Annotated in this window: 13 protein-coding genes and 8 pseudogenes; 12 read left to right on the top strand and 9 right to left on the bottom strand. The window is 66.0% G+C overall.

Annotated features, from left to right (window positions below; translation table 11 throughout):
* Positions 1–187 precede the first annotated feature (187 nt).
* The 4 genes and pseudogenes from ilvD (at position 188) to CUR85_RS08880 (ending at position 3,809) form a co-directional block, all read left to right on the top strand.
* Positions 188–1,953: pseudogene (ilvD, locus tag CUR85_RS08895) on the top strand (dihydroxy-acid dehydratase).
* Positions 1,934–2,533 carry a hypothetical protein gene (locus CUR85_RS08890; protein ID WP_067268043.1) on the top strand — a complete coding sequence of 200 codons (600 nt, stop codon included), beginning with the start codon at positions 1,934–1,936 and terminating at the stop codon, positions 2,531–2,533. The pseudogene ilvD and the gene CUR85_RS08890 overlap by 20 nt, the downstream one beginning before the upstream one ends.
* Before the next feature lie 118 nt (positions 2,534–2,651).
* Entirely contained in the window at positions 2,652–3,425 is a 774-nt protein-coding gene (locus tag CUR85_RS08885) for a DUF6478 family protein (protein WP_067268041.1), read from the top strand.
* A gap of 9 nt (positions 3,426–3,434) precedes the next feature.
* On the top strand, positions 3,435–3,809 hold the full coding sequence (locus CUR85_RS08880) for a hypothetical protein (RefSeq protein WP_067268039.1): 375 nt from the start codon (positions 3,435–3,437) through the stop codon (positions 3,807–3,809).
* A gap of 83 nt (positions 3,810–3,892) precedes the next feature.
* On the opposite strand, the pseudogene CUR85_RS08875 reads toward CUR85_RS08880, so the two are convergent.
* The 3 genes and pseudogenes from CUR85_RS08875 to gpmI form a co-directional block, all read right to left on the bottom strand.
* Positions 3,893–5,232, bottom strand: a pseudogene (locus CUR85_RS08875) (S41 family peptidase).
* A 3-nt stretch (positions 5,233–5,235) separates the two neighbouring features.
* Positions 5,236–6,372, bottom strand: coding sequence for a murein hydrolase activator EnvC family protein (locus CUR85_RS08870; RefSeq protein WP_136720229.1), 1,137 nt, complete (start codon positions 6,370–6,372; stop codon positions 5,236–5,238).
* Positions 6,369–7,886 (bottom strand): 2,3-bisphosphoglycerate-independent phosphoglycerate mutase, encoded by a 1,518-nt coding sequence (gene gpmI / locus CUR85_RS08865; protein ID WP_067263004.1) that lies wholly within the window; start codon positions 7,884–7,886, stop codon positions 6,369–6,371. Before gpmI ends, CUR85_RS08870 begins: the two co-directional genes overlap by 4 nt.
* 168 nt (positions 7,887–8,054) lie before the next feature.
* Between gpmI and CUR85_RS08860 the strand changes: the two genes are divergently transcribed.
* The 4 genes and pseudogenes from CUR85_RS08860 (at position 8,055) to CUR85_RS08845 (ending at position 12,206) form a co-directional block, all read left to right on the top strand.
* Positions 8,055–8,234, top strand: coding sequence for a zinc-finger domain-containing protein (locus CUR85_RS08860; protein ID WP_067263007.1), 180 nt, complete (start codon positions 8,055–8,057; stop codon positions 8,232–8,234).
* Positions 8,235–8,357: 123 nt separating this feature from the next.
* Positions 8,358–11,155, top strand: a pseudogene (gene polA, locus CUR85_RS08855) (DNA polymerase I).
* Positions 11,155–11,361, top strand: coding sequence for a YdeI/OmpD-associated family protein (locus CUR85_RS08850; protein WP_067263012.1), 207 nt, complete (start codon positions 11,155–11,157; stop codon positions 11,359–11,361). The pseudogene polA and the gene CUR85_RS08850 overlap by 1 nt, the downstream one beginning before the upstream one ends.
* A 228-nt stretch (positions 11,362–11,589) precedes the next feature.
* A pseudogene (locus tag CUR85_RS08845) lies at positions 11,590–12,206 on the top strand (glutathione S-transferase).
* Here CUR85_RS08845 and CUR85_RS08840 read toward each other — a convergent pair.
* Positions 12,195–12,958 (bottom strand): annotated as a pseudogene (locus CUR85_RS08840) (hydroxypyruvate isomerase family protein). The pseudogenes CUR85_RS08845 and CUR85_RS08840 overlap by 12 nt on opposite strands.
* Before the next feature lie 18 nt (positions 12,959–12,976).
* The gene (locus CUR85_RS08835) at positions 12,977–13,552 is read right to left on the bottom strand and encodes a DUF1285 domain-containing protein (protein ID WP_067263017.1); all 576 of its coding nucleotides are present in this window, start codon (positions 13,550–13,552) and stop codon (positions 12,977–12,979) included.
* 70 nt (positions 13,553–13,622) lie between these two features.
* On the opposite strand from CUR85_RS08835, the gene CUR85_RS08830 reads away from it, so the two are divergent.
* From CUR85_RS08830 to CUR85_RS08815, 4 genes and pseudogenes are all read left to right on the top strand, one after another.
* A complete protein-coding gene (locus tag CUR85_RS08830) occupies positions 13,623–14,630 on the top strand; it encodes an AAA family ATPase (protein ID WP_067263018.1) in 1,008 nt (335 codons plus the stop codon).
* Positions 14,627–15,511, top strand: a pseudogene (locus CUR85_RS08825) (DUF58 domain-containing protein). The gene CUR85_RS08830 and the pseudogene CUR85_RS08825 overlap by 4 nt, the downstream one beginning before the upstream one ends.
* Positions 15,508–18,274 (top strand): annotated as a pseudogene (locus CUR85_RS08820) (DUF4159 domain-containing protein). The pseudogenes CUR85_RS08825 and CUR85_RS08820 overlap by 4 nt, the downstream one beginning before the upstream one ends.
* Positions 18,271–20,311, top strand: a pseudogene (locus CUR85_RS08815) (hypothetical protein). Before CUR85_RS08820 ends, CUR85_RS08815 begins: the two co-directional pseudogenes overlap by 4 nt.
* On the opposite strand, the gene CUR85_RS08810 reads toward CUR85_RS08815, so the two are convergent.
* From CUR85_RS08810 to recQ, 4 genes are all read right to left on the bottom strand, one after another.
* On the bottom strand, positions 20,308–21,189 hold the full coding sequence (locus CUR85_RS08810) for a nickel/cobalt transporter (RefSeq protein ID WP_067267822.1): 882 nt from the start codon (positions 21,187–21,189) through the stop codon (positions 20,308–20,310). The pseudogene CUR85_RS08815 and the gene CUR85_RS08810 sit on opposite strands and share 4 nt — an antisense overlap.
* Positions 21,174–21,824: a DUF1007 family protein gene (locus CUR85_RS08805; protein WP_067267823.1), complete on the bottom strand. Its 651-nt coding sequence runs from the start codon at positions 21,822–21,824 to the stop codon at positions 21,174–21,176. Before CUR85_RS08805 ends, CUR85_RS08810 begins: the two co-directional genes overlap by 16 nt.
* A gap of 91 nt (positions 21,825–21,915) precedes the next feature.
* The gene (yaaA, locus tag CUR85_RS08800; RefSeq protein WP_067267825.1) at positions 21,916–22,695 is read right to left on the bottom strand and encodes a peroxide stress protein YaaA; all 780 of its coding nucleotides are present in this window, start codon (positions 22,693–22,695) and stop codon (positions 21,916–21,918) included.
* Between the two features lie 30 nt (positions 22,696–22,725).
* Positions 22,726–24,771 (bottom strand): DNA helicase RecQ, encoded by a 2,046-nt coding sequence (gene recQ, locus CUR85_RS08795; protein ID WP_067267827.1) that lies wholly within the window; start codon positions 24,769–24,771, stop codon positions 22,726–22,728.
* Between the last annotated feature and the right edge of the window lie 85 nt (positions 24,772–24,856).

Genomic DNA, 24,856 nt, shown 5'->3' with positions numbered 1-24,856 from the left:
GTGGTGCTTGCAGAGCATATGCCGGGCCTTCACGCTTGCGGGCGGGCCGAACCGACCGCGCCAGAAGGTCAGAACCTATGCCCTAACACGCTGCAATACAACAGTTCCCCCGCCTCATACGCGCCAAAGCCTTGCAGCATAGCCGCCGCCCGACTATTCCATTCAAGACGTTTCAAGGAGCCCACCGATGTCCACCACGCCCCGCTTCGACAAATCCCGGCTGCCCAGCCGCCATGTGACCGAAGGCCCCGCCCGCGCGCCGCACCGGTCCTACTACTATGCCATGGGCATGACCGAAGAAGAGATTCACCAGCCGCTGGTGGGCGTCGCCACCTGCTGGAACGAAGCCGCCCCTGCAACATCGCGCTGAACCGTCAGGCGCAGGCGGTGAAGGTTGGCGTGCATTCCGAACAGGGCACCCCGCGCGAGTTCACCACCATCACCGTCACCGACGGCATCGCCATGGGGCACGAGGGCATGCGCTCCTCGCTGGCCTCGCGCGAGGCGATTGCCGACACGGTGGAACTGACCATGCGCGGCCACTGCTATGACGCGATCGTCGGGCTGGCGGGCTGTGACAAGTCGCTGCCTGGGATGATGATGGCGATGCTGCGGCTGAACGTGCCGTCGGTCTTCCTCTACGGCGGGTCGATCCTGCCGGGCAAAGCCCCTGCGGGCGCCGATGTGCCGGAAGATTTCGCCACCCGCGACCTGACCGTGCAGGACATGTTCGAGGCCGTGGGCCGCTTCCAGAACGGCTCCATGTCCCAGGCTGCCCTCGACGTGCTCGAACGCGTCGCCTGCCCCTCTGCCGGGGCCTGCGGTGGCCAGTTCACCGCCAACACCATGGCCTGCGTCTCCGAAGCCATCGGCCTAGCGCTGCCGAACTCCTCCGGCATGCCCGCGCCCTACGAGAGCCGCGACGCCTATGCCGAGGCCTCGGGTGCGGCGGTGATGAACCTGATTGAGAAGAACATCCGCGCGCGCGACATCTGCACCCGCGAAGCCTTTGAGAACGCCGCGCGCATCGTGGCCTGTACCGGCGGGTCCACCAACGCGGGCCTGCACCTGCCGGCCATGGCCCATGAGGCGGGGATCGAATTCTACCTCGAAGACGTCTGCGAGATCTTCCGCGACACGCCTTACTTCGTCGATATGAAGCCGGGCGGTCAGTACGTCGCCAAGGACCTCTACGACGCCGGCGGCGTGCCGGTGGTGATGAAGGAGCTGCGCAAGGCGGGCCTCTTGCACACCGACTGTCTGACCGCCACGGGCCGTTCTATCGGCGAAGAACTGGACCGCATCGACCGCGAGGCCGACGGCAAGGTGATCCACTCGGTCGCCACCCCGATCAGCAAGACCGGCGGCGTCGTGGGCCTGAAAGGCAACCTCGCCCCCGAAGGCGCCATCGTGAAGATCGCGGGCATGGCCGAGGAAGACATCGTCTTCACCGGACCGGCGCTGGTGTTCGAATGCGAGCAGGACGCCTTCGAGGCGGTGCAAAACCGCGCCTACAAGGAAGGCGACGTCTTCGTAATCCGCAACGAAGGCCCTGCAGGCGGCCCCGGGATGCGCGAAATGCTGGCGACCACAGCGGCGCTTTCGGGTCAGGGCATGGGCAAGAAGGTGGCGCTGATCACCGACGGACGCTTCTCTGGCGCGACGCGCGGTTTCTGCGTTGGCCACGTCGGCCCCGAAGCGGCACATGGCGGCCCGATCGCGCTGCTGAAGAACGGCGACATGATCACCCTCGACGCGGTCAAGGGCAGCATCACCGTGGACCTCTCGGACGAGGAACTGGCCGAGCGCCGCAAGGCATGGGCTGGCCCGCGTGCCACCAACTACGAAAGCGGCGCGCTGTGGAAATACGCGAAACTCGTCGGCCCCACCTACCTTGGCGCGGTAACACATCCCGGCGCCAAGGCGGAGACCCATGATTACATGGACCTCTAAAAGCCCGCTTGCGGCGCTTGCGATGCTCACCCTGTCCGCCTGCGAAGGCGGTCAGGGTTTTTCCTTTGGCGGCAGACCCGCCACACCTGAGAAACCGCTGCTGCAAACAGCTTTGGCCGGGGGCGCGGTGCAGGTGGTGCCGCCGCAGGGCTATTGCATCGACCCCAAAAGCCTCAAACGTCGCTTTGCGCTGATGGCGCGTTGCGATGCGCTTGGCCTGCCTGATGCGGTCAGCGCCGCGCCGCGCGGCATTCTCACCCTCGCGCTGATCGAAGCCGAGGCCGACGCGCCCCTGCCGACCCCGCAACAGGTTGCCGAAGCGGCGGGGCTAAGCCAGTTGCAAGAGGCCGGTCGCATCGAAGGGGCATCAATCTTTGTGGCTCAAGGGCCGGTGCCCGCCGAGGGCATGTCCCCCCGCCATTGGCGCGGCACAGCGCGGATCGGCGGCCATGTCGCCAGCGTCACCCTCTATGGCGCGCCGCAAAGCCGCGCCATTTCCGAAGAGGGCCGCGCGCTGGTGGCAGAGCTGATCCAGCAAAGCCGCAGCAAAAGCGCAACGCCCACCGCCCCCGGCAGTTGACCGGCCTTTGTTTCCAAATCGGCAACACTGCCCGGGGCCGGAAACAATCACGGGGGCTATTCGTTTGAACGAAATCCCCGCCTTGCATAGACTGCGAGCAAACGAGAGGCGCAGGTCCATGGTCAACTTCCGCAGCGGTTATCTTGAGGGCAAGCTCTTTGCCCGCGCGCTGCAACGCTGGGCGGTTGCGGCCCGCAAAGCGGCCACGGCTGACCTTGCCACCCTGCGCCGCCAACGCAGCCGCGCCCGGCTGCTGCGCGCCGAACTGAACCGGCTGATCCACCGCGCCGAAGACCGCCTTGCCCTGCCTGCCATCGGGGCCAGCGGCTTCCCGAAACCACATAACGCCGATTGGGCATGGCGGCCCGAGTTGTGGCGCGGCCCGCTTGCCACGCCGGGGCTGTCCTCGGTCGCGACCAAATCCAAACTGGGCGAAGAGGTGACCCTGTTCCACGATTGCGCGCAGTCGGAACTGACCCTGCGCCAACTGCGCAACCTGCGCGAGGCCGATCTGGCCCCCTTTGGCCTGCAACTCGACGTGTTCAAATTCGACGGGTCATTCCTGTCGCTGGTGGTCGATCTGCCGACCGAGGCGATCACCGGATTGAAACGCCGCCACCTGATCCGCATGGATACGATTGTGGAATTGGAGCACCCGCTGGAGATCTTTGCCCGGCTCAACATCCGCCACGGGCCGAACACCGAACAGATCGTCCGCGAACTGCCCGCCGGTCAGGAAAGCATCAGCGTCGAATTCGATCTGGCCTATAGCAAGCTCAACGAGAAGCGGATCGAGGCGGCATGGGTCGACCTGATCTTTGAAGGGCCGGAGATGAACCAAGTCGTGCTGCGCGACCTCACTTTTTCCCGCTCCCCCCGCGCCCAGATCTAGGACCCCGTGATGAGCCGATATGACCTGACCAAAACCGTGCTGCGCCAAGGCGTCTGGCAGGGCCTGCTGACCGCCAAAGAGGGGGCAGACACGCCGCAGATCAGCGTGACCCATGAAGGCAAGGAGGTGACAGATATCACGTTAAAGGCCGAAGGGTCCGATGGGCGCTGGCATCTTTCCTTCCCGGTCCCGGCAGAGGCGATTGCCGATGGGGTCCAGACCCTCGTCATTACCGAAATGGCCAGCGGAGCGCATTTGGGTCATGTGACCCTGATCGCGGATGAAGCGCTCGGCGATGACATACGGGCCGAGATGGACCTGCTGCGCGCCGAACTCGACATGCTGAAACGCGCCTTTCGGCGGCATTGCCGCGAGACGGAATAAGCGAAACGCCCTCCCGCAGGCACCGCACCCAACAAAAAGCCCCGCTGTCTCCAGCGGGGCTTTGTGCATCTATGTGAAAGAGATCACTCGTTCGGACCCAGAGCCGACAGACCTTTGAGGATGTCGATGGCATAGGCCAGCTGGTAATCCTCTTCGCGCAGCTCTGCCGCTTTGCGGGCCTTTTCGCGGTCGTCTTCGATCTGCTTGATCTGATCGTCGGTCAGGCTGTCGTTGTTCAACCGGCCCCGCAGATCGGCTTCGGAGCGGAGGGGGCGTGCCGACAATGCGTCGTCATCTTCCTCAGTCTCTGGCGTGACCGGAGGCTGGGCCACGACGATATCGGGCGATACGCCAAGCGCTTGGATCGACCGGCCCGAGGGCGTGTAGTAGCGCGCCGTGGTCAGGCGCATGGCCCCGTCCCCGCGCAACGGCATCACGGTCTGGACCGAGCCTTTGCCAAAGCTCTTGGTGCCGATGACGATGGCGCGGCGGTGGTCTTGCAAAGCGCCCGCGACAATCTCGGAAGCCGAGGCCGAACCGCCGTTGATCAGCACGACAATCGGCTTGCCCATCGCCAGATCACCCGGCGTGGCGTTCACCCGGTCACCGTCTTCGATATCCCGACCCCGGGTACTGACGATCTCGCCTTCCTCAAGAAAGGCATCCGAGACGGCAATTGCCTGATTAAGCAGGCCACCGGGGTTGTTGCGCATGTCGATGACGATGCCGTTGAGATTCTCAATGCCGCCCGCCTCTTCGATCTGCTGCTCCAACCCTTCCTTCATCTTCGGATAGGTCTGCTCGTTAAAGGTGGTCAGGCGCAGCACGGCGGTATCGCCCACGGTGCGGGCCCGCACGGCGGTCAATTGGATCGTGTCACGCACGATGGAGACGTCAAAAGGCTCAGGCTCCCCTTCCCGCACCACGGTGATCAGGATCTCGGACCCGACCGGCCCGCGCATCATCTCAACCGCATCGTCGAGGCCAAGACCCAGCAGGCTTTCGCCATCGACATGGGTGATGAAATCCCCGCTTCGATCCCGGCCTCAGCAGCCGGCGTGCCGTCGATGGGGGAGACGACTTTGACAAAACCCTCTTCTTGGGTGACCTCAATGCCAAGGCCGCCAAACTCCCCACGCGTCTGTTCGCGCATCTTCTCGGCGTCTTTCGGCGAGAGGTAGGACGAATGCGGATCAAGCGAGGTGAGCATGCCGTTGATGGCCGCTTCAATCAGGTCGCCGGGATCGACATCTTCGACATATTGGGCGCGGATGCGTTCGAAAATATCACCGAAAAGATCGAGTTGTTCGTAAACATTGGTCGTCTTCTCGGCCTCTTGCGCCAGCAGCGGCCCGGCGATCTGGGTGGTGGCGACCACCCCCGCCACCGTGCCTGCAACGGCTGCCATCACGAATTTCTTCATCTGCTATCCATCCTTGTCGGTGCGGAACCAGTCTGCCGGATCCTGAGGTGTGTTGTCTTGCCTGACTTCTATATAGAGCGTTTCCGTCCGGTCAGTGCCAGTGGCTTCACCATTTGGTGACATCTGAGAAGTTGTGCCGCTTTCCGGCCCGCCCATCAACCCGATGGGGGTGCCACCGGCAATCACCTGCCCGGCTTGGCCGTAAACCACATCCAGCCCCGCCAACACGAAAAGCGTGTCGACCTGCGGCTCAAGGATCACGACATTGCCCAGATCAAGCAGCGGCCCAACATAGCGGATCGTCGCCGCCGAGGGGCTGGTGACGATGGCACGCGGGCGGGTGGCAAGGATCATACCGGGCCGCGTCACGCCCGCCGAATCCGTCTCTCCGGCCTTGCGGATCACCAGCCCCTGTGCGGGCAAGGGCAGATCGCCCACCTGCCCGTCGAGGTTCACCGGCGCAGGCTCAACCGCGCCGGTGGTGATCTCGGACAGGCCGCTGGCAAAGCCGTCCAGCGTCTCGGTCGAGGCGATAAGGATCGCAGTGCGCACCGGATCTTCGGTAAAACGCATCGGCAGATCGGTGCGGGCGGCCATGGCCTGATTGAGCGCGGTGCGCGCGGCCTGAAGCTCGGTCAGCCCGTCTTGCAGGCGCTGCGCTGCGTCGGTTTGGAGCGCACGCAGGGTCTTGATGTCCTCATAGTCCTGCCGCAGCGCATCGGCGCGGGCGTTCAGCGCAGGCGTCAATTCAGCCAGCAACATGCCCGCGCGGGCGGTGCCCATCGGGCCATCGGGGTGCAGCAGCACCACGGGCGACGGGTCACCGCCGATGCTTTGCAAGACGCCCAAGAACTGCGCCACCTCACCCTCGCGCGCCTGTAGCTTGCGGCTGAGCTGCGCCTCGTTGATCGCCGCCTGCCGCAGCCCGGCCCGCATCGCCGCCAGACCTGCCTCAAACGCCTGAATCGTCTCGGTCAGCGCCTTGACCCGGTCGCGCGCGCCATCGGCTTGGTCCAGCCGCGCCGATGCCGCCTCCAAGGCGGTCGCGGCTGCGCGTGCCTCCGCGGCGGCCTCATCGGCCTGTGCCTGTGCCATCAGGGGCAGACAGGCAAAAAGGACAGCCGCGGCAAGATGTTTCATGAAAGCAGGCTTTTCCCGGTCATTTCTTCGGGCTGCGGCAGGCCCATCAAATCAAGCACCGTGGGTGCCAGATCGGCCAACCGCCCATTGCGCAGCGCCGCCCCTTCGGGCGCGCCCACCGCCACCACCGGCACGGGGTTGAGCGTATGGGCCGTATGCGCCCCGCCGGTCTCGGGGTCGATCATCATCTCGCAATTGCCGTGATCCGCGGTGACGATCATCGCGCCGCCTGCGGCCTCCAGCGCCTTGAGCACCCGGCCCAGCCCCGCATCCACCGCTTCACAAGCCGCGATCGCCGCCTCCAGATCGCCGGTATGGCCGACCATATCGGGGTTGGCGTAGTTCACCACGATCAGATCATAGCCCGCCTCGATCGCCTGTACGAATTGATCCGTCACCTCGGCAGAGGACATTTCCGGTTGCATGTCATAGGTCGCCACATTAGGCGATTTGGGCATGTTGCGGTCCTCCCCCGTGGCCGGAGTCTCAACCCCGCCATTGAGGAAAAAGGTCACATGGGGATATTTCTCGGTCTCGGCCAGCCGGAACTGCCGCAGCCCCTGCTGCGCCACCCAATCGCCCAGCGTGTTCTTGATGTCCGGCTTGGGGTACATCGTGGTCATATAGGCGGCGTGGTCTTTGGAGTATTCCGCCATGCCCATCTGCGCCGCCCAATCGGGGCGCGGGCCGGTGTCATAGGCGTCAAAGCCCGGATCGCCCAAAGCCGCCATAATCTCCCGCGCGCGGTCAGCGCGGAAGTTGAGGCAGAAGAACCCGTCGCCAGAAGCCGCCCCCGCGTAGCCCTCGATCACGCTGGCGGTGATGAATTCATCCGTCTCGCCCCGCCCATAGGCCGCCTCAACCGCCGCGCGGGGATCGGGGAACCTCTCCCCTTCGCCATGCAGGATCGCCGCCGAAGCCTTGCCGACCCGGTCCCAACGGTTGTCGCGGTCCATCGCGAAATAGCGCCCCGTCACGGTGACAACCTTCACGGCCTCGGGCAGCGCCGCCTTCAGCGTCTCGAAATAGCCAAGGGCTGAGGACGGCGCCACGTCGCGCCCATCGGTCACCGCATGGATCACCACCGGCAGCCCTGCCGCATCCAGCGCGCAGGCGGCGGCGATCATATGGCTGAGATGCCCATGCACCCCCCCGTCCGAGACGACGCCCATCAAGTGCGCGGTGCCGCCGGTTTCCTTGAGCTTGGCGATGAAATCTTGCAGGCGCTCATTCTTGGCAAAGCTGCCCTCTTCGATGGCCAGATCGATCTGCCCCAGATCCATCGCCACCACCCGGCCCGCGCCGATATTGGTGTGGCCGACCTCGGAATTGCCCATCTGCCCGCGCGGCAGCCCCACATCGGGGCCATGGGTGATCAACTGCGCCTGCGGCCCCGCCTGCATGATCCGGTCGAAATTTGGCGTCTTGGCCAGCAGGGGCGCGTTGCCTTCCCGCACCTCGCTCAAGCCCCAACCGTCAAGGATGCACAATACGACAGGTTTGGGGGCGCTCATCAGACTGTTGCTCCGGATTGGTGGCTGTTCAGCGCCTTTTACCCCTTGTGGGCTGGCACTTGAACCACTTTGTGCACAAGCCCCCCATTCCCGCGCAGAGCCCTTGCCCCGCGCGGCTGCTTTGGTCATAACGAGTGGCAACTTTCGCCTGAGCCGAGGACCAACTCCATGACCCTGCAAGCGCCCGAAACCCGCATCGTGAACACTTGGCGCGTGGCCTGCGACGGCAGCGAAGGCGCGCTTGGCCACCCGCGCGTCTGGCTGCAAATCCCCCAGGATCGCGGCTGGGTCGAATGCGGCTATTGCGACTGCAAATTCGTCCATGCGGATTTCGAAGGCAAAGTCTGAGCCTTCCCGGCCCCCATCTGAACATCTGAACCGACGGCACGAACCTGCCCGCGCGGCGCATTGGCGTCTGGCCGTGGGCCATGCTTCGTGGCAAAAGGGTCGCCAACCCAGCGGAGCATTCCTATGACATTCGGCAAAGGCCACCACCTGCATCTGATCGACGGCTCTGCCTTCATCTTTCGCGCCTATCACGCCCTGCCGCCGCTGACGCGCAAATCCGACGGCTTGCCGATTGGCGCCGTGGCGGGCTTCTGCAACATGCTGCACCGCTATGTAGAGGGTAACACCGGCCCCAACGCGCCCACCCATGTTGCCGTGATCTTTGACAAGGGCAGCCATACTTTCCGCAACGACATGTACGATCAGTACAAGGCCAACCGCGATGCGATGCCCGAAGACCTGCGCCCGCAGATCCCGCTGACCCGCACCGCGACCGAAGCCTTCAACATCGCCTGCAAAGAGCTTGAGGGATATGAGGCCGATGACATCATCGCCACCCTCGCCGTACAGGCCCGCGCCGCCGGGGGCGTTGCACCATCATCAGCTCCGACAAGGATCTGATGCAGCTTGTAGGCGACGGGGTGGAAATGCTCGACGCGATGAAGAACAAGACCATCGACCGCGATGGGGTGTTCGAGAAGTTCGGCGTCTATCCCGAACGCGTGGTCGACGTGCAAGCGCTGGCGGGCGATTCGGTCGACAACGTCCCCGGCGCGCCCGGCATCGGGATCAAGACGGCGGCGCTTTTGATCAATGAATATGGCGATCTGGATGCGCTGCTTGAGCGCGCGGGCGAGATCAAACAGCCCAAGCGCCGCCAGACCCTGATCGACCACGCCGAGCAAATCCGCCTGAGCCGCAATCTTGTCCTGCTGGATGAGAACACGCCGCTCGACTTCACCATCGACGATCTCGAAGTGCGCGACCCCGATGCGGACCGCCTGCTGGGGTTCTTGTCCGAGATGGAGTTCCGCACCCTGTCGAAACGCGTGGCCGAGGTGCTGGGCCGCGAGGCCCCGGCCATCCCCGAAGCGCCCGCCCCCGCCGTGGCCGATGCGCCGCAGGTGGCCGACGTGGCCTTTGACCACAGCAAGTACGAACAGGTCGGCGACGCCGAAGCGCTGCGCGTCTGGCTCAACCGAATTTACGAGCGGGGCTATGTCGCGGTGGACACCGAGACCACCGGCCTCAATGAGATGACCGCGGAACTGGTCGGCGTTTCGCTGGCCGTGGAGCCCGGGCAGGCCTGCTACATCCCGCTGACCCACAAAGCCAGCCGCGACGATGACCTCTTCGGCGGAGAGGGGCTGGCCCCCGGTCAGATGCCGGTCGAAGAGGCGCTGCAACTGCTGACCCCGATGCTTGAGGATCCCGCGATCCTCAAGATCGGGCAGAACATGAAATACGACAGCAAGATTTTCGCCCAACTGGGCATCGCAGTCGCGCCCATCGACGACACCATGCTGATGTCCTATGCGATGCACGCGGGCCTGCATGGCCACGGCATGGATACGCTGTCTGAGCGCTACCTCGGTCACACACCGATGCCGATCAAACCGCTTTTGGGCAGCGGCAAATCCGCCGTGACCTTCGACAAGGTGCCGCTGGCCGATGCCGTACCCTATGCCGCTGAGGATGCCGATGTCACCCTGCGCCTCTGGCAGCTTTTCAAGCCACAGCTGCACCGCGCCGAGGTGACCAAGGTCTACGAAACGCTGGAGCGCCCGCTGGTGCCGGTCTTGGCGCAGATGGAGCGGTCAGGCATCGAGGTCGACCGCGATACGCTCAGCCGCATGTCCAACGCCTTCGCCCAGAAAATGGCCGGGCTGGAGGCGGATATTCACGCGTTGGCGGGCGAGAGCTTCAACGTCGGCTCCCCCGCCCAGCTTGGCGAAATCCTCTTTGGCAAAATGGGGCTGCCGGGCGGCAAGAAGGGCAAGACCGGGAAATACTCTACCGGCGCGGATGTGCTGGAAGACTTGGCGACCGAACATGACCTCGCCCGCCGGGTGCTGGACTGGCGGCAGCTGTCCAAGCTGAAATCGACCTATACCGACGCGCTGCAAGACCATGTGAACGCCGAGACGGGCCGCGTGCACACCTGCTATTCCATCGCCGGGGCGGCGACGGGACGGCTCGCGTCGACAGACCCCAACCTGCAAAACATCCCGATCCGTTCCGAAGAAGGCCGCCGCATCCGCGAGGCTTTCGTCGCCCCCGAGGGCAAGGTGCTGGTGGCGTTGGACTACAGCCAGATCGAGCTGCGGATTCTGGCGCATATCGCCCAGATCGACGCGCTCAAGGAAGCCTTCCACCGTGGCGATGACATCCACGCCATGACGGCGTCCGAGATGTTCGACGTGCCGATGGATCAGATGACCCCTGAGATCCGCCGCAACGCCAAGGCGATCAACTTCGGCGTGATCTACGGCATCTCGGGCTTCGGCCTTGCGCGCAACCTGCGCATTCCGCGGGCCGAGGCGCAGGGTTTCATCGACCGCTATTTCGAGCGTTTCCCCGGCATCCGGACCTATATGGACGACACCAAAGCCTTTGCGAAAGAGCATGGCTATGTGCAGACGCTCTTTGGCCGCAAGATCAACACGCCCAACATCGGCGCCAAGGGGCCGCAGGCCGGTTTCGCCGCCCGCGCCGCGATCAACGCGCCGATCCAAGGCACCGCCGCCGACGTGATCCGCCGCGCCATGGTGCGGATGCCCGAGGCGATCGCCGATCTGCCTGCGACCATGCTGTTGCAGGTGCACGATGAACTGCTGTTCGAGGTCGAAAAGGGTGCCGAAGATGCGCTGATCGCCGCCGCGCGCGAGGTGATGGAGAATGCCAACGATCCGGTGGTGAAGCTCGACGTGAAGCTGATCGTCGACGCCGGTGTGGGTGCCAATTGGGCGGAGGCGCATTGATGGAAGACGCGGCCCTTCCCGCAGACCTCGCCCAAGCGCTGGAAGAGACCGGCGCGCAGGCCGGTTGGGACAGCTACAGCGACGCGCTGCGCGCCGATGCGCTGGCGTGGATCGACGCGGCGCGGACCACGACGGCGCGGTCAAAGCGGGTGGATGACGTGGCGCGCTTTGCCGGCAAGGGGCTGCCGCCGACGCCGTTTCAGTAGGGTGGAGGGCCATCGCCTGCCCGCGGGTTGGCGATCCAAGCTCAGTTCCTGCCACTTTATCTCTCAGCCATGATGTGGGGCCTCAAGGTTACGCCCAGCCTCACCAAATCGCCTACCCGGTGGGGCGGGCAGGCGATGGCCCGGCGCCTGCGGCTTGATTCCGGGCCGCCTCCATTCTCGGGCGATGGCCCTTTGTACACGCGTCCCCCATGCGCTAGATCATGCAGCATGACCCCGATCCTCTACTCCTTCCGCCGCTGCCCCTATGCCATGCGCGCCCGCCTCGCCATTGCTGCCGCGCAAACCCCTGTCCACCTGCGCGAAGTCGTCCTGCGCGACAAACCGCAAGCCTTCCTCGACGCCTCGCCCACCGCCACGTGCCCTGCCTCGTCACCGAAACCGGCCCCATCGACGAAAGCCTCGACATCATGAAATGGGCGCTGGCCCAGAACGATCCCGAAGGCTGGCGCGACATGCCGTCCGAAGGCCACGACTGGATCGCCCGCGCCGACGGCCCGTTCAAAGACGCGCTGGACCGCACCAAATACGCCACCCGCTACCCCGAGGCGGACCCCGAAGAGCAACGCGCCAAGGCGGCAACCTTCCTCCATGACCTCGACGCGCAACTGGGGGACTGGATCTTTGACCGCCCCACGCTGGCGGATTACGCGATCCTGCCCTTCGTTCGGCAGTTCGCCTTTATCGACCGCGCTTGGTTCGACGCGCAGAACTGGCCCGCGCTGCGCGGCTGGCTCGACCGCTTCCTCGCCTCGCCCCGCTTTGAAAGCGTGATGGACAAATACCCCCAATGGCAGCCCGAAGATACGCCGGTGTCATTCCCCTAAGGCGGACACCCACCCCAAGGACTGCTCCGTCGGGCCGCCCGAAAAATACTCCCCGCTGACAAAACCGTCATAGCCTGCCCGCAGCGCGGCAAAGAGCCCGTCGAAGTCGACATCACCGCTGCCCGGCGCCCCGCGCTCTGGCGCGTCGCCTAGCTGCACATGGTGGATAAGGAAGCGATATTCCTCGAAAACCGCCACGGCATCGCCATGGATCATCTGCGCGTGAAAACTGTCGAATTGCAGTGCTACATTTGGCGCATCTACCGCCGCCAGCAGCTCCGCCGCCTGGGCGTAGTCGTTCAAGAAATACCCCGGTTTGGCCTGCGGGCAGAGCGGTTCGATCATCAAGGTGACCCCCGGCGGCGTCTCTGCCGCGGCATGGCGCAGGTTCGCCACGAAAGCCTTTGCCGCCGCTGGCCCCTCGGCCTCCCCGGCCATGACATGCACCATTCTGGGTCGCAGCGCCTCCACATAGCGCCAGACCCGGCGCATATCATGGGCGAAACGCGCCTCCCCTCCCGGCAGGGCGGCGAAACCGGGCGGACCGCCCGTGTAATTCGGCGGCGGCGCGTTGATCAGGGCGAGCGCTAATCCATTGCGCAGCAAGGCGCGCTGCGTCTCTTTTGCGGGCATGTCATAGGGAACAAAACCTCGACCGCGCCAAACCCCGCCTCCGCCGCCGCGTCGAACCGGTCCAGATAGGGCAGTTCGGACCAAAGCAGCGATAGGTTGGCGGCGGCGGTGATCGGCATTCGGGTCTTTCGGTGAACTTACGGCAGGTCTTCCGAAGGGATGATGCCAAAGAATTCCCCACCCGACCAGACACCAAACCAGCCATCGCGGTGCTGGCCCAGATCGACCAAGCGGTAAAAGCTCTTGCGGTCGATCAGCGCCTCAAGATTGCGGCGCACCAGCACATAGGGCGCAGGTTCGCCCGTCTCTTCATCGCGGACCACGCGGATCGGATGGGCCGGCCCTGCCTCGGCCACATCGCCCAGATTGGTCAAAAACCGCAACTGCTGCGCCTCGCCTGCGCCCTCGGCCTCGAAATCCACGGCGACGAATGGGGCATCTTCGACGGTAATGCCGACCTTTTCCACCGGGGTTTTCAGGAAATAATCATCCCCCTCGCGCCAGAGAATCGATGCGAACAATTTGACCATTTCGATCCGGCCAATGGGTGTGCCTTGATAGAACCACGTCCCATCGCGTTTGATCTGCATGTCCAGATCGCCGCAAAATTCCGGGTTCCACTTCTCAAGCGGCGGGGTTCCGCGCGCTTTTGCGGCCTTGGCGGCTTCGATCAAACTGTCTGCCGTGGGTGTCACGGTATTTTGTCCGCTCATTGGTTTTGCCATTCCCTTTGGTCGCGATACACTTACACCTGAAAGATATAACTCCGGGGAAAGAAATGTCATGGCCGAAGCGGATGATCTGATCGCGCAAATCGAAGCGCTGACCGAAAAGCTCGCCGCGGCGAAACAGTCGATCACCGGGCGTTTCGTCGGGCAAGAGCAGGTCGTCGACCTTGCGCTGACGGCGCTGCTCTGTGGTGGGCACGGCCTGCTGATCGGGCTGCCGGGCTTAGGCAAGACCCGGCTGGTTGAGACATTGAGCACGGTCATGGGCCTGCACGGCAACCGCGTGCAATTCACCCCCGATCTGATGCCCGCCGATATTCTGGGCTCCGAAGTGCTCGACACCGCGCCTGATGGCAGCCGGGCCTTTCGCTTTGTCGAAGGGCCGATTTTTTGTCAGCTCTTGATGGCCGATGAGATCAACCGCGCCAGCCCGCGCACGCAATCCGCCCTGTTACAGGCGATGCAAGAGAAAACCGTGACCGTCGCGGGGCAAGACCGCCCGCTTGGCCAGCCCTTCCATGTGCTCGCCACGCAAAACCCGATCGAGCAAGAAGGCACCTACCCCTTGCCCGAAGCGCAGCTTGACCGTTTCCTCGTGCAGATCGACGTGGCCTACCCCGACCGCGCGACAGAGCGGGACATTCTGCTGGCCACCACCGGTGTCGAAGAGGGCACTGTGCGGCCGGTCTTCACCACCGAAGATCTGCTCTCTGCCCAAAACCTGCTGCGCCGGATGCCCGTGGGCGACAGCGTGGTGGAACTGATCCTCGATCTTGTCCGCGCCTTCCGCCCCGATGAGCCTGAGGCCACCCAGCCCGTGCGCGACAGCGTCGCTTGGGGCCCCGGCCCCCGTGCCGCGCAGGCGCTGATGCTGACCGTGCGCGCCCGTGCGCTGCTGGAGGGGCGGTTGGCCCCCTCCGCCGAAGATGTGCTCGCCATGGCCCGCCCAGTGCTGAGCCACCGGATGGCGCTGAACTTTGCCGCCCGCGCGAGGGGCGAAAGCCTGCAAAGCCTGATCGACGCCACCGCCGGTCAATTGATCGGGAAAAAGGCCGCCGCGTGACCCATAGCCCCCTGTCCCTCAGAGCCAGCGCCGAGGGCGAAGCGGCCCGGCTGCCCGCCCTGCTGGCGCGGGCCGAGCATTTGGCCGGTGCCGTTCTGCCCGGTGCCCATGGCCGCCGCCGCGCGGGGACGGGGATGATTTCTGGCAATACCGCCCGGCACAGATCGGCGACAGCCGCCGCATGGTCGACCACCGCCGCTCGGCGCGCGGCGATCAGGAGTTCGTGCGCGAGCGCGAGTGGCAGATCGCGCAGTCCGTCATGCTCTGGGTCGATCAGGGGCCTCGATGCGCTTTGCCTCGGACAAGGCGCTGCCTGACAAGGCCGACCGCGCCCGCCTTTTGGGCCTTGCGCTGGCAATCCTGCTGCTGCGCGGGGGGAGCGTGTGGGCCTGACCGGCACCGCCCTGCCCCCACGGCGCGGCAATCCGCAGGTGCTGCGACTGGCCGAATTGCTCTGCCAAGACGATGGCCAAGACTACGCCCCGCCCGAACATCGCGGCATGATCCCCCATGCGCGGGCGGTCTTCATCTCGGACTTCATGGGCGATCTCGACCCGGTGCAGACCGCCCTGACCAAGGCCGCCGATCGCGGCGTGCGTGGCGTGCTCTATCACCTGCTCGACCCGGCGGAGGAGGCTTTCCCCTTTGCGGGCCGTACCATCTTCGAAAGCGTCGGCGGCAGTCTGCGACATGAGACGCTCAAGGCGAACGATCTGCGTGATCGCTACCTCGACCGGCTGGCGGCGCGCAAAGGCGCCTTGCAGCAACTCTGTGCCCGGACCGGCTGGCGCTATGGGCTGCACCACACCAACGCCACGGCGCAGTCGGCGCTGCTCTGGCTCTATGGCGCGCTGGACGCGCGGCAGGGGAGTGCGGCATGAGCGTCTTTGGCGGCATCGGTTTCACCGCGCCTTGGCTGCTGCTGGCCCTGCTGGCGCTACCGATCCTTTGGCTAATCCTGCGGGCCGTGCCGCCCGCGCCGGTTCGCCGCCGTTTTCCCGGGGTGGCGCTGCTTCTGGGGTTGGCGGATGACGACAGCACCAGCGACCGCACCCCGTGGTGGCTGCTTTTGCTGCGGATGCTGGCCGTGGCCGCGATCATCATCGGCCTTGCCGGGCCGGTGCTGAACCCGCAGGCCGAGGCGGAAGAGGGCAGCGGCCCCTTGCTGATTCTGCTCGACGGCTCATGGGCCGGGGCCAGCGGCTGGGACCGACAGATGGCCGCCGTTGACGCGCAACTCACCCGCGCCGGGCGGGCCGAGCGGACGGTGGGTATCCTCAGCCTCACCGACCCGCAGGTGCCGACCTTCCAATCCGCCGACGCGTGGCGCAGCCGTCTGGCCGGGTTCACCCCCGCGCCGTGGCAACCGGCCCCGGCAGAGCTGACCCGCGCGACCGAGATCATGGCGGCCCTGCCCGCCTTCGACACCCTGTGGTTCAGCGACGGGTTGGACTATCCGGGCCGCGATGAGTTGCTTGCCGCGCTGCAATCCAAAGGCGCGGTCGAGGTGCACCAATCCGCGGGCAATGTCATCGGCATCGCGCCCGCAGTCTACCAAGACGGCGCGATCGACCTGACCCTGCGCCGCGCCGCGCCCGGACCGGAACGGGCGGCGGTGGTGCAAGCCCATGGCCGCGATCCGGCGGGCAACGCCCGCGTGCTCGCCACCGCCAATGCGACGTTCGAAGCGGGCGCGACCGAGGCCCGCACCTCCCTTTCGCTGCCGGCCGAAATGCGCGCGCGGCTCACCTCTTTCGACATTGCGGGCCAACGCTCCGCCGGGGCGCGCAGCTTGGTCGATGACGGGCTGCGCCGCCGCGAAGTCGCGCTGATCCGGGGGCGCGGGGCGCAGGAGGGGCTGCAACTGCTCTCGCCGTTGCATTACATCGAACAGGCGCTGGCCCCGAGCGCCGATCTGATTGACGGCACCCTGACCGAGGTGCTGCCCGCCAACCCCGATGTGATCGTGCTGGCGGATGTGGCCACCCTTGCCCCTGCTGAGGCCGAGCCGCTGCAAGAGTGGATCGACGCGGGCGGCATGCTCATCCGTTTCGCCGGGCCGCGCGTGGCGGCGAGCGATGTCAGCCGCATCGACGAAGACCCGCTAATGCCCGTGCGCCTGCGCGCCGGGGGCCGCAGTGTCGGCGGCGCGATGTCTTGGGGGGAGCCCAAGGCGCTGGCCCCCTTCCGCAACGGGTCGCCTTTCTTCGGGCTGACGGTGCCCGATGACGTGACCGTTTCGGCCCAAGTCGTGGCGCAACCCGACCCGACGTTGGCTGACCGCGTGATCGCCGCGCTCAGCGATGGCACCCCGCTGGTCACGCGCAAAGCCGTGGGTCAGGGGCAGATCGTGCTGTTCCACGTCACCGCCACGGCGGAATGGTCCACCCTGCCGCTTTCGGGTCTTTTCGTGCAGATGATGGAACGACTGGCCGTGTCATCGGGTGCCAGCGCCCCGAGGCCGAGAGCCTTGAGGGCACCACCTGGACCCCGATGCGGGTGATGGACGGTTTCGGCAGCCTGTCGGACGCGGGCAACCTGCCGGGCGTTGCGGGGCCTGACCTGATCTCGGCCCCCGCAGGCCCCGCCCTGCCGCCCGGCATCTACGGCGCCGAAGACCGGCGGCTTGCGCGCAATGTGCTCACCGCCGAGACTGCCCTCACCCCCGCCACATGGCCCGCCGATGTGCCGCTGCGCGGCCTTGCCCTGCCGCCGGAACAGCCACTCGCCGGGGCGCTTCTGAGCCTCGCCATCCTCTTGCTCGTGGCCGATGTGCTGGCTTCCCTCGCCCTTTCGGGGCTGCTGCTGCGCCGCTCCACCGGCAGCTTGGCGCTGGCTTTGGGGCTGGCCATCGCCCCGCAAATGGGCGACGCGCAAGAGAATGACCCCGAAAGCTTTGCCATACGCTCGGCCTCGGAGGTGACGCTGGCCCATGTGCTGACCGGCAACAGCGACGTTGACGAAATCGCCCGCGCCGGGCTGATCGGCCTGTCGGACACGCTCTATTTCCGCACCACGGTGGAGCCTGACCTGCCCACCGGCGTTGATCTTGAGCAGGACGAACTGGCCTTCTTTCCGATCCTCTATTGGCCGGTGACCCCCGACCAACCACAGCCCTCGTCCGAGGCTTATGGCAAGCTGAACGACTACCTCCGCTCGGGCGGGCTGATCCTGTTCGATACGCGGGACGCGGATATCGCCAGCTACGGTGCCGCCAGCCCGAATGGGCGCAAGCTGCAGGAACTGGCCGCGCCGCTCGACATTCCGCCGCTTGAGCCGCTGCCCGGCGACCATGTGCTGACGCGCACCTTCTATCTGCTGCAAGATTACCCCGGACGCTACAGCAGCCGCGATGTCTGGGTCGAGGCCGCGCCGCCCGATGCCGAACGGATCGAGGGGATGCCCTTTCGCAACCTCAATGACGGGGTGACGCCGGTGGTGATCGGGGCAACGACTGGGCCGCCGCTTGGGCCGTGCGCCGCGATGGCGCGCCGCTTTTGCCCATCGGGCGCGGCTTTGCCGGAGAGCGGCAGCGCGAACTGGCCTACCGCTTTGGCGTGAACCTTGTCATGCATGTGCTGACCGGCAACTACAAATCCGATCAGGTCCATGTGCCTGCGCTGCTGGATAGGTTGGGCCAATGACCGGAACCGTGCTTTTCGACCCGCTGATCCCATTGCCGCTGCTGATTGGCCTTGCGGTGCTGGCCGCGCTCGGCCTGCTACTGGCGCTGTGGCGCGGCCTGTCGGGCTGGGCCCTGCGGGGCTTGGCGGCGGCGGTGGTTCTGGCCGCGCTCGCCGGGCCATCCTACCAGACCGAAGACCGCGCGCCGCTGTCGGACATCGTGCTGCTCTTGGAAGACGAAAGCGCCAGCCAGCGGCTCTCCGACCGCGCCGCACAGACCGACGCGGCGGCAGAGGCGCTCTCTGCCCGCATCGCCGCCCGCCCCAACACCGAGCTGCGTCGGATCACCGTGCCGGATGGGGCCGAGGATGCCGGCACCCGGCTGATGACCACGCTGGCCGATGCGCTGGCCGAAGAGCCACGCGCGCGGATCGCGGGCATTCTGGCGCTTAGCGATGGCCGGGTGCATGATGCGGACCTGCCGCTCGACCTGCCCGCGCCGCTGCATCTGCTGCAAACCGGCCGGGCCGAGGATTGGGACCGCCGCCTGACCGTGCGCAACGCCCCGGCCTTTGCCATCATCGGAGAGCCGGTGACCCTGACGCTGCGCATCGACGATCTGGGAGCCGCGCCCGAGGGCGGCGGGCTGACCCAGCTTGATATCTCTGTCGATGGGGAAGAACCACAAAGCTTCAACGTGCCGATTGGCCAAGACCTCGAACTGCCCGTGGCCCTGCCCCACGGCGGGCGCAACGTGATCCGCTTCTCCCTGCCCGAAGCCGAGGGGGAGTTGACCGACCGCAACAATGCCGCGCTGATCCAGATGAACGGCGTGCGCGACCGGCTCAGCGTGCTCTTGGTCTCAGGCGAGCCGCATCCCGGCGGGCGCACGTGGCGCAACTTGCTGAAGTCCGACAGCGCGGTCGATCTGGTGCATTTCACCATTCTGCGCCCGCCCGACAAACAGGATGGGGTGCCGGTGAACGAGCTGTCGCTTATCGCTTTTCCGACGCGCGAGTTGTTCATGGAAAAGATCGACGACTTTGATCTCATCATCTTTGACCGCTACCAACGGCGCGGCATCCTGCCTGCGCTCTACCTCGACAATGTGGCGCAATATGTGCGCAAGGGCGGGGCGGTGCTGGTCGCGGCAGGGCCGGATTTCGCCAGTGCCGACAGTCTCTACCGGTCGCCGCTCGGCACGGTGCTGCCCGCCACCCCCACCGCGCGGGTGTTGGAGGAAGCCTTCCCCCGGTCGTCACCGACATCGGCCAGCGCCATCCCGTCACCGCCGACCTGCCCGGCAAGGGCGACTGGGGCCGCTGGCTACGCCAGATCGACGTGACGACTGACAGCGGTGACGTGGTCATGACCGGCGCGGACGACCGCCCGCTTCTGGTGCTGGACCGGGTGGATGAGGGGCGCGTGGCGCTGCTCGCCTCTGACCACGCTTGGCTGTGGAACCGCGGCTATGAGGGCGGCGGCCCGCAGTTGGAATTGCTGCGCCGTCTGGCCCATTGGATGATGAAGGAACCCGAGCTTGAGGAAGAGGCGCTGATGGCCTCTGCCCAAGGCCGGACCATGCGCATCACCCGACGCACCTTGGACGAGACCGTGCCCCCGTCACGATCACCGCCCCCGATGGCAGCACGACCGAACTGCCCCTCGCCCCCGCCGGGCCGGGCCGGTTCGAGGCGGAATATACCGGCGAAGAGATCGGCCTCTACCGGCTGGAGAACGGCGAGGAAGTGACCGTCATCGGCCTCGGCCCCGCCGCCCCGCGCGAGTTTGTCGAGACCATCGCCAGCGATGCGGCCCTGCGCCCGGCAATCGACAGCCTGCGCGGTGGGGTGGCACGGGTGGAGGATGGGCTCCCCCGTCTGCGCGACGTGCGCCTTGGCCGCCCCGCCGCCGGGCGCGGCTGGCTGGGGCTGACCCCGCGCGGCGCTTACGAGACGCGCGATGTGCGGCAAACGCCGCTGCTGCCGGGGTGGCTGGTGCTCTTGCTCTCGGCGCTCTTCATCACCGCCGCATGGCTGCGCGAGGGCCGCCGCTAAAGCGCCCGCAGCAGCAAACCGCCCGCCAGTGTCACCACCACCAAGCCCGCCGTCAGCTCGGCCACCGCCGCGGCTTGGGCCAGCCTCGGCGATCCGGCCAGCCCGCCCAAGACCCCGGCGCGCAGCCCCGTTGCGGCCAAGCCGGTGGCGATGGTGATCAAGCCGGTGCCGAGCGCCATGGCAAAGGCCCCCAAGATGCCGACCCCGCCGATCCCCATATGCCAAGTGATCACCAGCACGAAAAGCGCGCCGGTGCAGGGCCGGATGGCGATCCCACCGATCAAGAGCAGCGCGTCGCGCAGCCTGCCCGCGCGCTGAACCTGCGCCAGACTGGGCCCATGGGCATGGCCGCAATGGCTGCATACTTCACCGGAATGCGCCGATCTGTCCTGCCGCGCATGGCGCAGCCCGCGCCAGATCAGCCAAAGCCCGATAAGGGCAATCGCGCCATAGCTCGCCGGGGCCATGATGTCTTCGGTCACGCCGACCAGCGCCTCCCGCCCAAGACCCAAGAGGAGGATCCCCGCATAGACCAGAACCACGGCGGTCACCGCTTGGCCCAAGGACGCCGCGAGCGCGATCAGCGAGAGCCGCAGCACCGGCACCGCCCGCGCCAACCCATAGCCGCCGATCACGATCTTGCCGTGCCCCGGCCCCGCCGCATGGACGACGCCATAGGCAAAAGACGCCAAAAGCACCGTCCAGAACGCCGCCGTATCGCCGCCCCGCGTGGCGCGCAGCCCGCTGGCGATGCTGTTTTGAAACCCGCGCTGCTGCCCTGCGGCCCAATGGGCAAGGGCGTTGAACCCGCCCGACCACCACAGCGCCGCCAGCGCCAGAAGGGTCGCCAATGCCGCCAGCGCTATGATGCGTCGCATGTGATCACCACTTCATTGGCCAAGGCTTCGCCGATCTCCGGGAGGCCCACATCGCTTGGGTCGGTATTGGCGTCCAACGCGCTCAAGTCCTGCTGAAGGGCGCGCAGATCGGCATTCATATCCGGCATCTTGACCCGCGCACGGCAGGTGTCACTGCCTTGGATGGTCACTTTCTGGGTCACCTCATAGGCGGTGTAATAGGTCGGATCATAGGGTTTGATGACCAACCCATCCGCCGCCGGTGCCGGGTCTTCGACCGCGCGCAGATGGCTGGTGATGATCCGGCCTTCGGCAAAGCGGGTTTCCACGTCCTGCGGCCCCGAGAGCGCGACCTCTTCGCCCCCCTCCAGCAAGACCGTATCGCCGTTGAACCCTTCGATCCACTGCATGTCGAACCCGTTGAGAGAGGCGACTTCCGCCTCCGTCAACACGCCGTCGTAATCGGGGTCGAGGCCGCGATCCTCGGTCACCAGGAGAGAGTAGAATTCGTCATAGGCCCATGTGATCCGCAGATGGGTCAACCGTCCCTCGGCATCGACGATCACTTCGAACCCGGTATCGACGAAGATATGCGGATGCGCGCCAAGCGGCGTGGCGCAGGCGATGACAGCGGCGGTGACGAGCGGGTACTTCATGGCGCTAGGTCTACGCCCCTTCGCCAAGCGCGGCAATCGCCCGGCGGGCGGCGCACGGCGGGAAGGCGCGCATCGCCGCCCCGCCCGCGGATCAGTTCGACGGGTAGGGCCGGACAAAGACTGGACGCTCGGGCGTCGAGGCATCGGGCTGATAGGCATAGCCGCCGCTGTCGAAATCCTGCAAGCCTTCTGGGTCGCTCACCCGGTGCTGCACGATGTAGCGGGCCATGGCACCGCGCGCCTTCTTGGCGAAGAAGCTGACAATCTTCGGCCCCTTGCCATCGCCCTTATCTTCCATGAATTGCGGGGTGATCACCCGCAGTTTCAGCGCCTTGAGGTCCACCGCGCCAAAGTATTCCTGACTGGCGCAATTCACCAGAACATCGCTGCCGGTCGCCTCACCCTGTGCATTCAGCGCTTTGGATAGACTGTCGCGCCAGTAGTCATAGAGGGTGCCGCCACGGCGTGTTTTCAGCTTGCTGCCCATCTCCAGCCGGTAGGCTTGGATCGCGTCGAGCGGGCGCAGCACGCCGTAAAGGCCCGACAGGATGCGCAGGTGATCTTGGGCATAGGTCATCTCATCGGCATCAAGGCTCGTGGCCTCCAGCCCCTGATAGGTGTCGCCGGCAAAGGCCAGCGCGGCGGGGCGGGTGACCTCGGCTGTGGGCTCAGCCTCGAACGCCTGAAAGCGGTCGCGGTTGAGCCGCGCCAGATCGTCGCTCAGCCCCATCAGGCTTTTAAGATCGCCCAAGCTGAGATTGCGCGCAGTCGTCGCCAACCGGACGGCGTCTTCCTGAAAATCAGGCTGGGTGACGGCGACATCGCGCGCGGCCCAATCAAGGCGTTTGGCGGGGGAAATAACGACGAGCATGGCAGTCTCCTTGGGGCGTTTCGGGGTGATCTAGCCCGCGTCGCGCAGAACGTCCAGAAAGGCGGGGCCAAAGCGTTCGGCGCGTTTGTCGCCGAGCAATCGTTCGATGGCCGAAGGGTCGGCGCTGCGCAGTTGCGCCACCTTTGCCAGCATCGCGGCAGAACAGCTTAGCGGCTTTTCGGTGCCCTGCGCGCCGCGCGCGAGGTCGGCCTGCACCTGCAAGAGTTGGTCATAGACATTGCCCGCCTCGCGCCCCGCCAGCTTGCGCCGCGCCTTGTGCATCGGCTGCGCCTCGCCGTTGATGACTTCGAGGAAGGCTGCACCGTAATTTTCCAGCTTCTTGGCACCCACCCCGCCGATCCGCGCCATGGCGTCGAGGTCTTGCGGACGCGCCTCGGCCATTTCGATCAATGTCCGGTCGGTGAAGATGATATAGGCGGGCACGCGGGCCGCCTCGGCCAGCGCGCGACGCTTGGCCTTGAGCGCCGAGAGCAGCGGCGCATCCTCGTCGCTGACCATGGCCTTGACCGCGGGCCGCCGGTTCGCGCCCGCCGCCTTGATCGTATCGCGGCGCAGGTTGATGCTGGCCTCGCCGCGCAGGATCGGCAGGGCGGCGTCGGTCATGCGCAGCGCGCCGTGACGCTCGGCATCCGGGCGCACGAGGTCATGGCCCATCATCTGCCGGAACACCGCCTGCCATTCGTTGCGGCTGTATTCCCCGCCCACGCCGTAGGTCGGCAGCGATTGGTGGCCGCGCTGGCGGACCTTCTCGGTCTCATTACCCAAGAGGATGTCGATGAGATGGCCCGCGCCGAACCATTCGTCGGTGCGCAACATGGCCGAGAGCGCCTTGCGCACCGCCGTGGTGCCGTCGAAAACCTCCGCCGGATTGTCGCACAGATCGCAGCGCCCGCAGGTGACCTCGGTCTCATCGAAATAGCCCAGCAGGGTCTTGCGGCGGCATTCCAGCGCTTCGGCCAGACCCAAAAGCGCGTTGAGCCGCCCGTGGTCGGCGGCGCGGCGTTCGGGCGGGGCCAGCCCCTCGTCGATCTGGGCGCGGCGCAGACGGATGTCGTCAGGGCCGAAAAGCGTCAGCGTCTCGGCGGGCGCGCCGTCGCGTCCGGCGCGGCCGATCTCCTGGTAATAGGCCTCGATCGACTTGGGCAGATCGGCATGGGCGACCCAGCGAATGTCGGGCTTGTCGACCCCCATGCCAAAGGCCACGGTGGCGCAGACAATGAGCCCGTCCTCTTGCTGAAAGCGGCGCTCGGCGATGCGGCGGTCCTCAGCCTCCATGCCGCCGTGGTAATGCAGCGCCTCCTGCCCCTGATCGCGCAGCGCCTTGGCCAGCCCCTCGGTCTTGGCGCGGGTGCCGCAATAGACGATGCCCGACTGGCCGCGCCGCGCCCCGGCGAAGGCGAGGATCTGGTCGCGCGGCTTGTTCTTGGCGGCAAAGGCGAGGTGGATATTGGGCCGGTCGAAACCACGCAGGAAAGCGCGCGGCGGGGTGCCGTCAAACAGCTTCTCAACGATCTCGGCCTGAGTCTCGGCATCCGCCGTGGCGGTGAAGGCCGCCAGCGGCACGTCGAGCGTGCGGCGCAGCTCACCGATGCGGAGGTAATCGGGGCGGAAGTCATGGCCCCATTGGCTGACGCAATGCGCCTCGTCCACGGCGATGAGGTTCACGCCAACCCGGCGCAGCATCCCCATGGCGGAGCCTGCCGCCAGCCGTTCCGGCGCCATGTAGAGCAGTTTGAGCGTGCCAGCTTCCAACGCCTCCCAAACCGCATCGGTCTCTTCGGGCGTGTTGCCTGAGGTGAGCGCCCCTGCCGCAACGCCTGCTTCTTGCAGGCTGCGGACCTGATCGCGCATCAGGGCAATCAGCGGCGAGATGACCACCGTCACCCCCTCGCGCATCAGGGCAGGCAATTGGAAACACAGGGATTTGCCGCCGCCTGTGGGCATGATGGCCAGCACGTTCTCGCCCTCGGTCACGGCCTCAACAATCTCTTGCTGGCCGGGGCGGAACCCGTCGAAACCGAATACATCACGAAGAAGCGTGGCAGCGCCTGTCATGGAGAACCTGTAAGATTGTCTGCTCTTTTTATGCAGACTCCCACACTAACAAAGCGTGAACAAGGCCAGATGCCCGCGACATCGG

This window comes from Sulfitobacter faviae, from assembly GCF_029870955.1.
GTDB lineage: Bacteria > Pseudomonadota > Alphaproteobacteria > Rhodobacterales > Rhodobacteraceae > Sulfitobacter > Sulfitobacter faviae.
The sequence above is the reverse complement of the archived record's forward strand: the minus strand, read 5'-3'. Positions and strand labels throughout refer to the sequence as shown.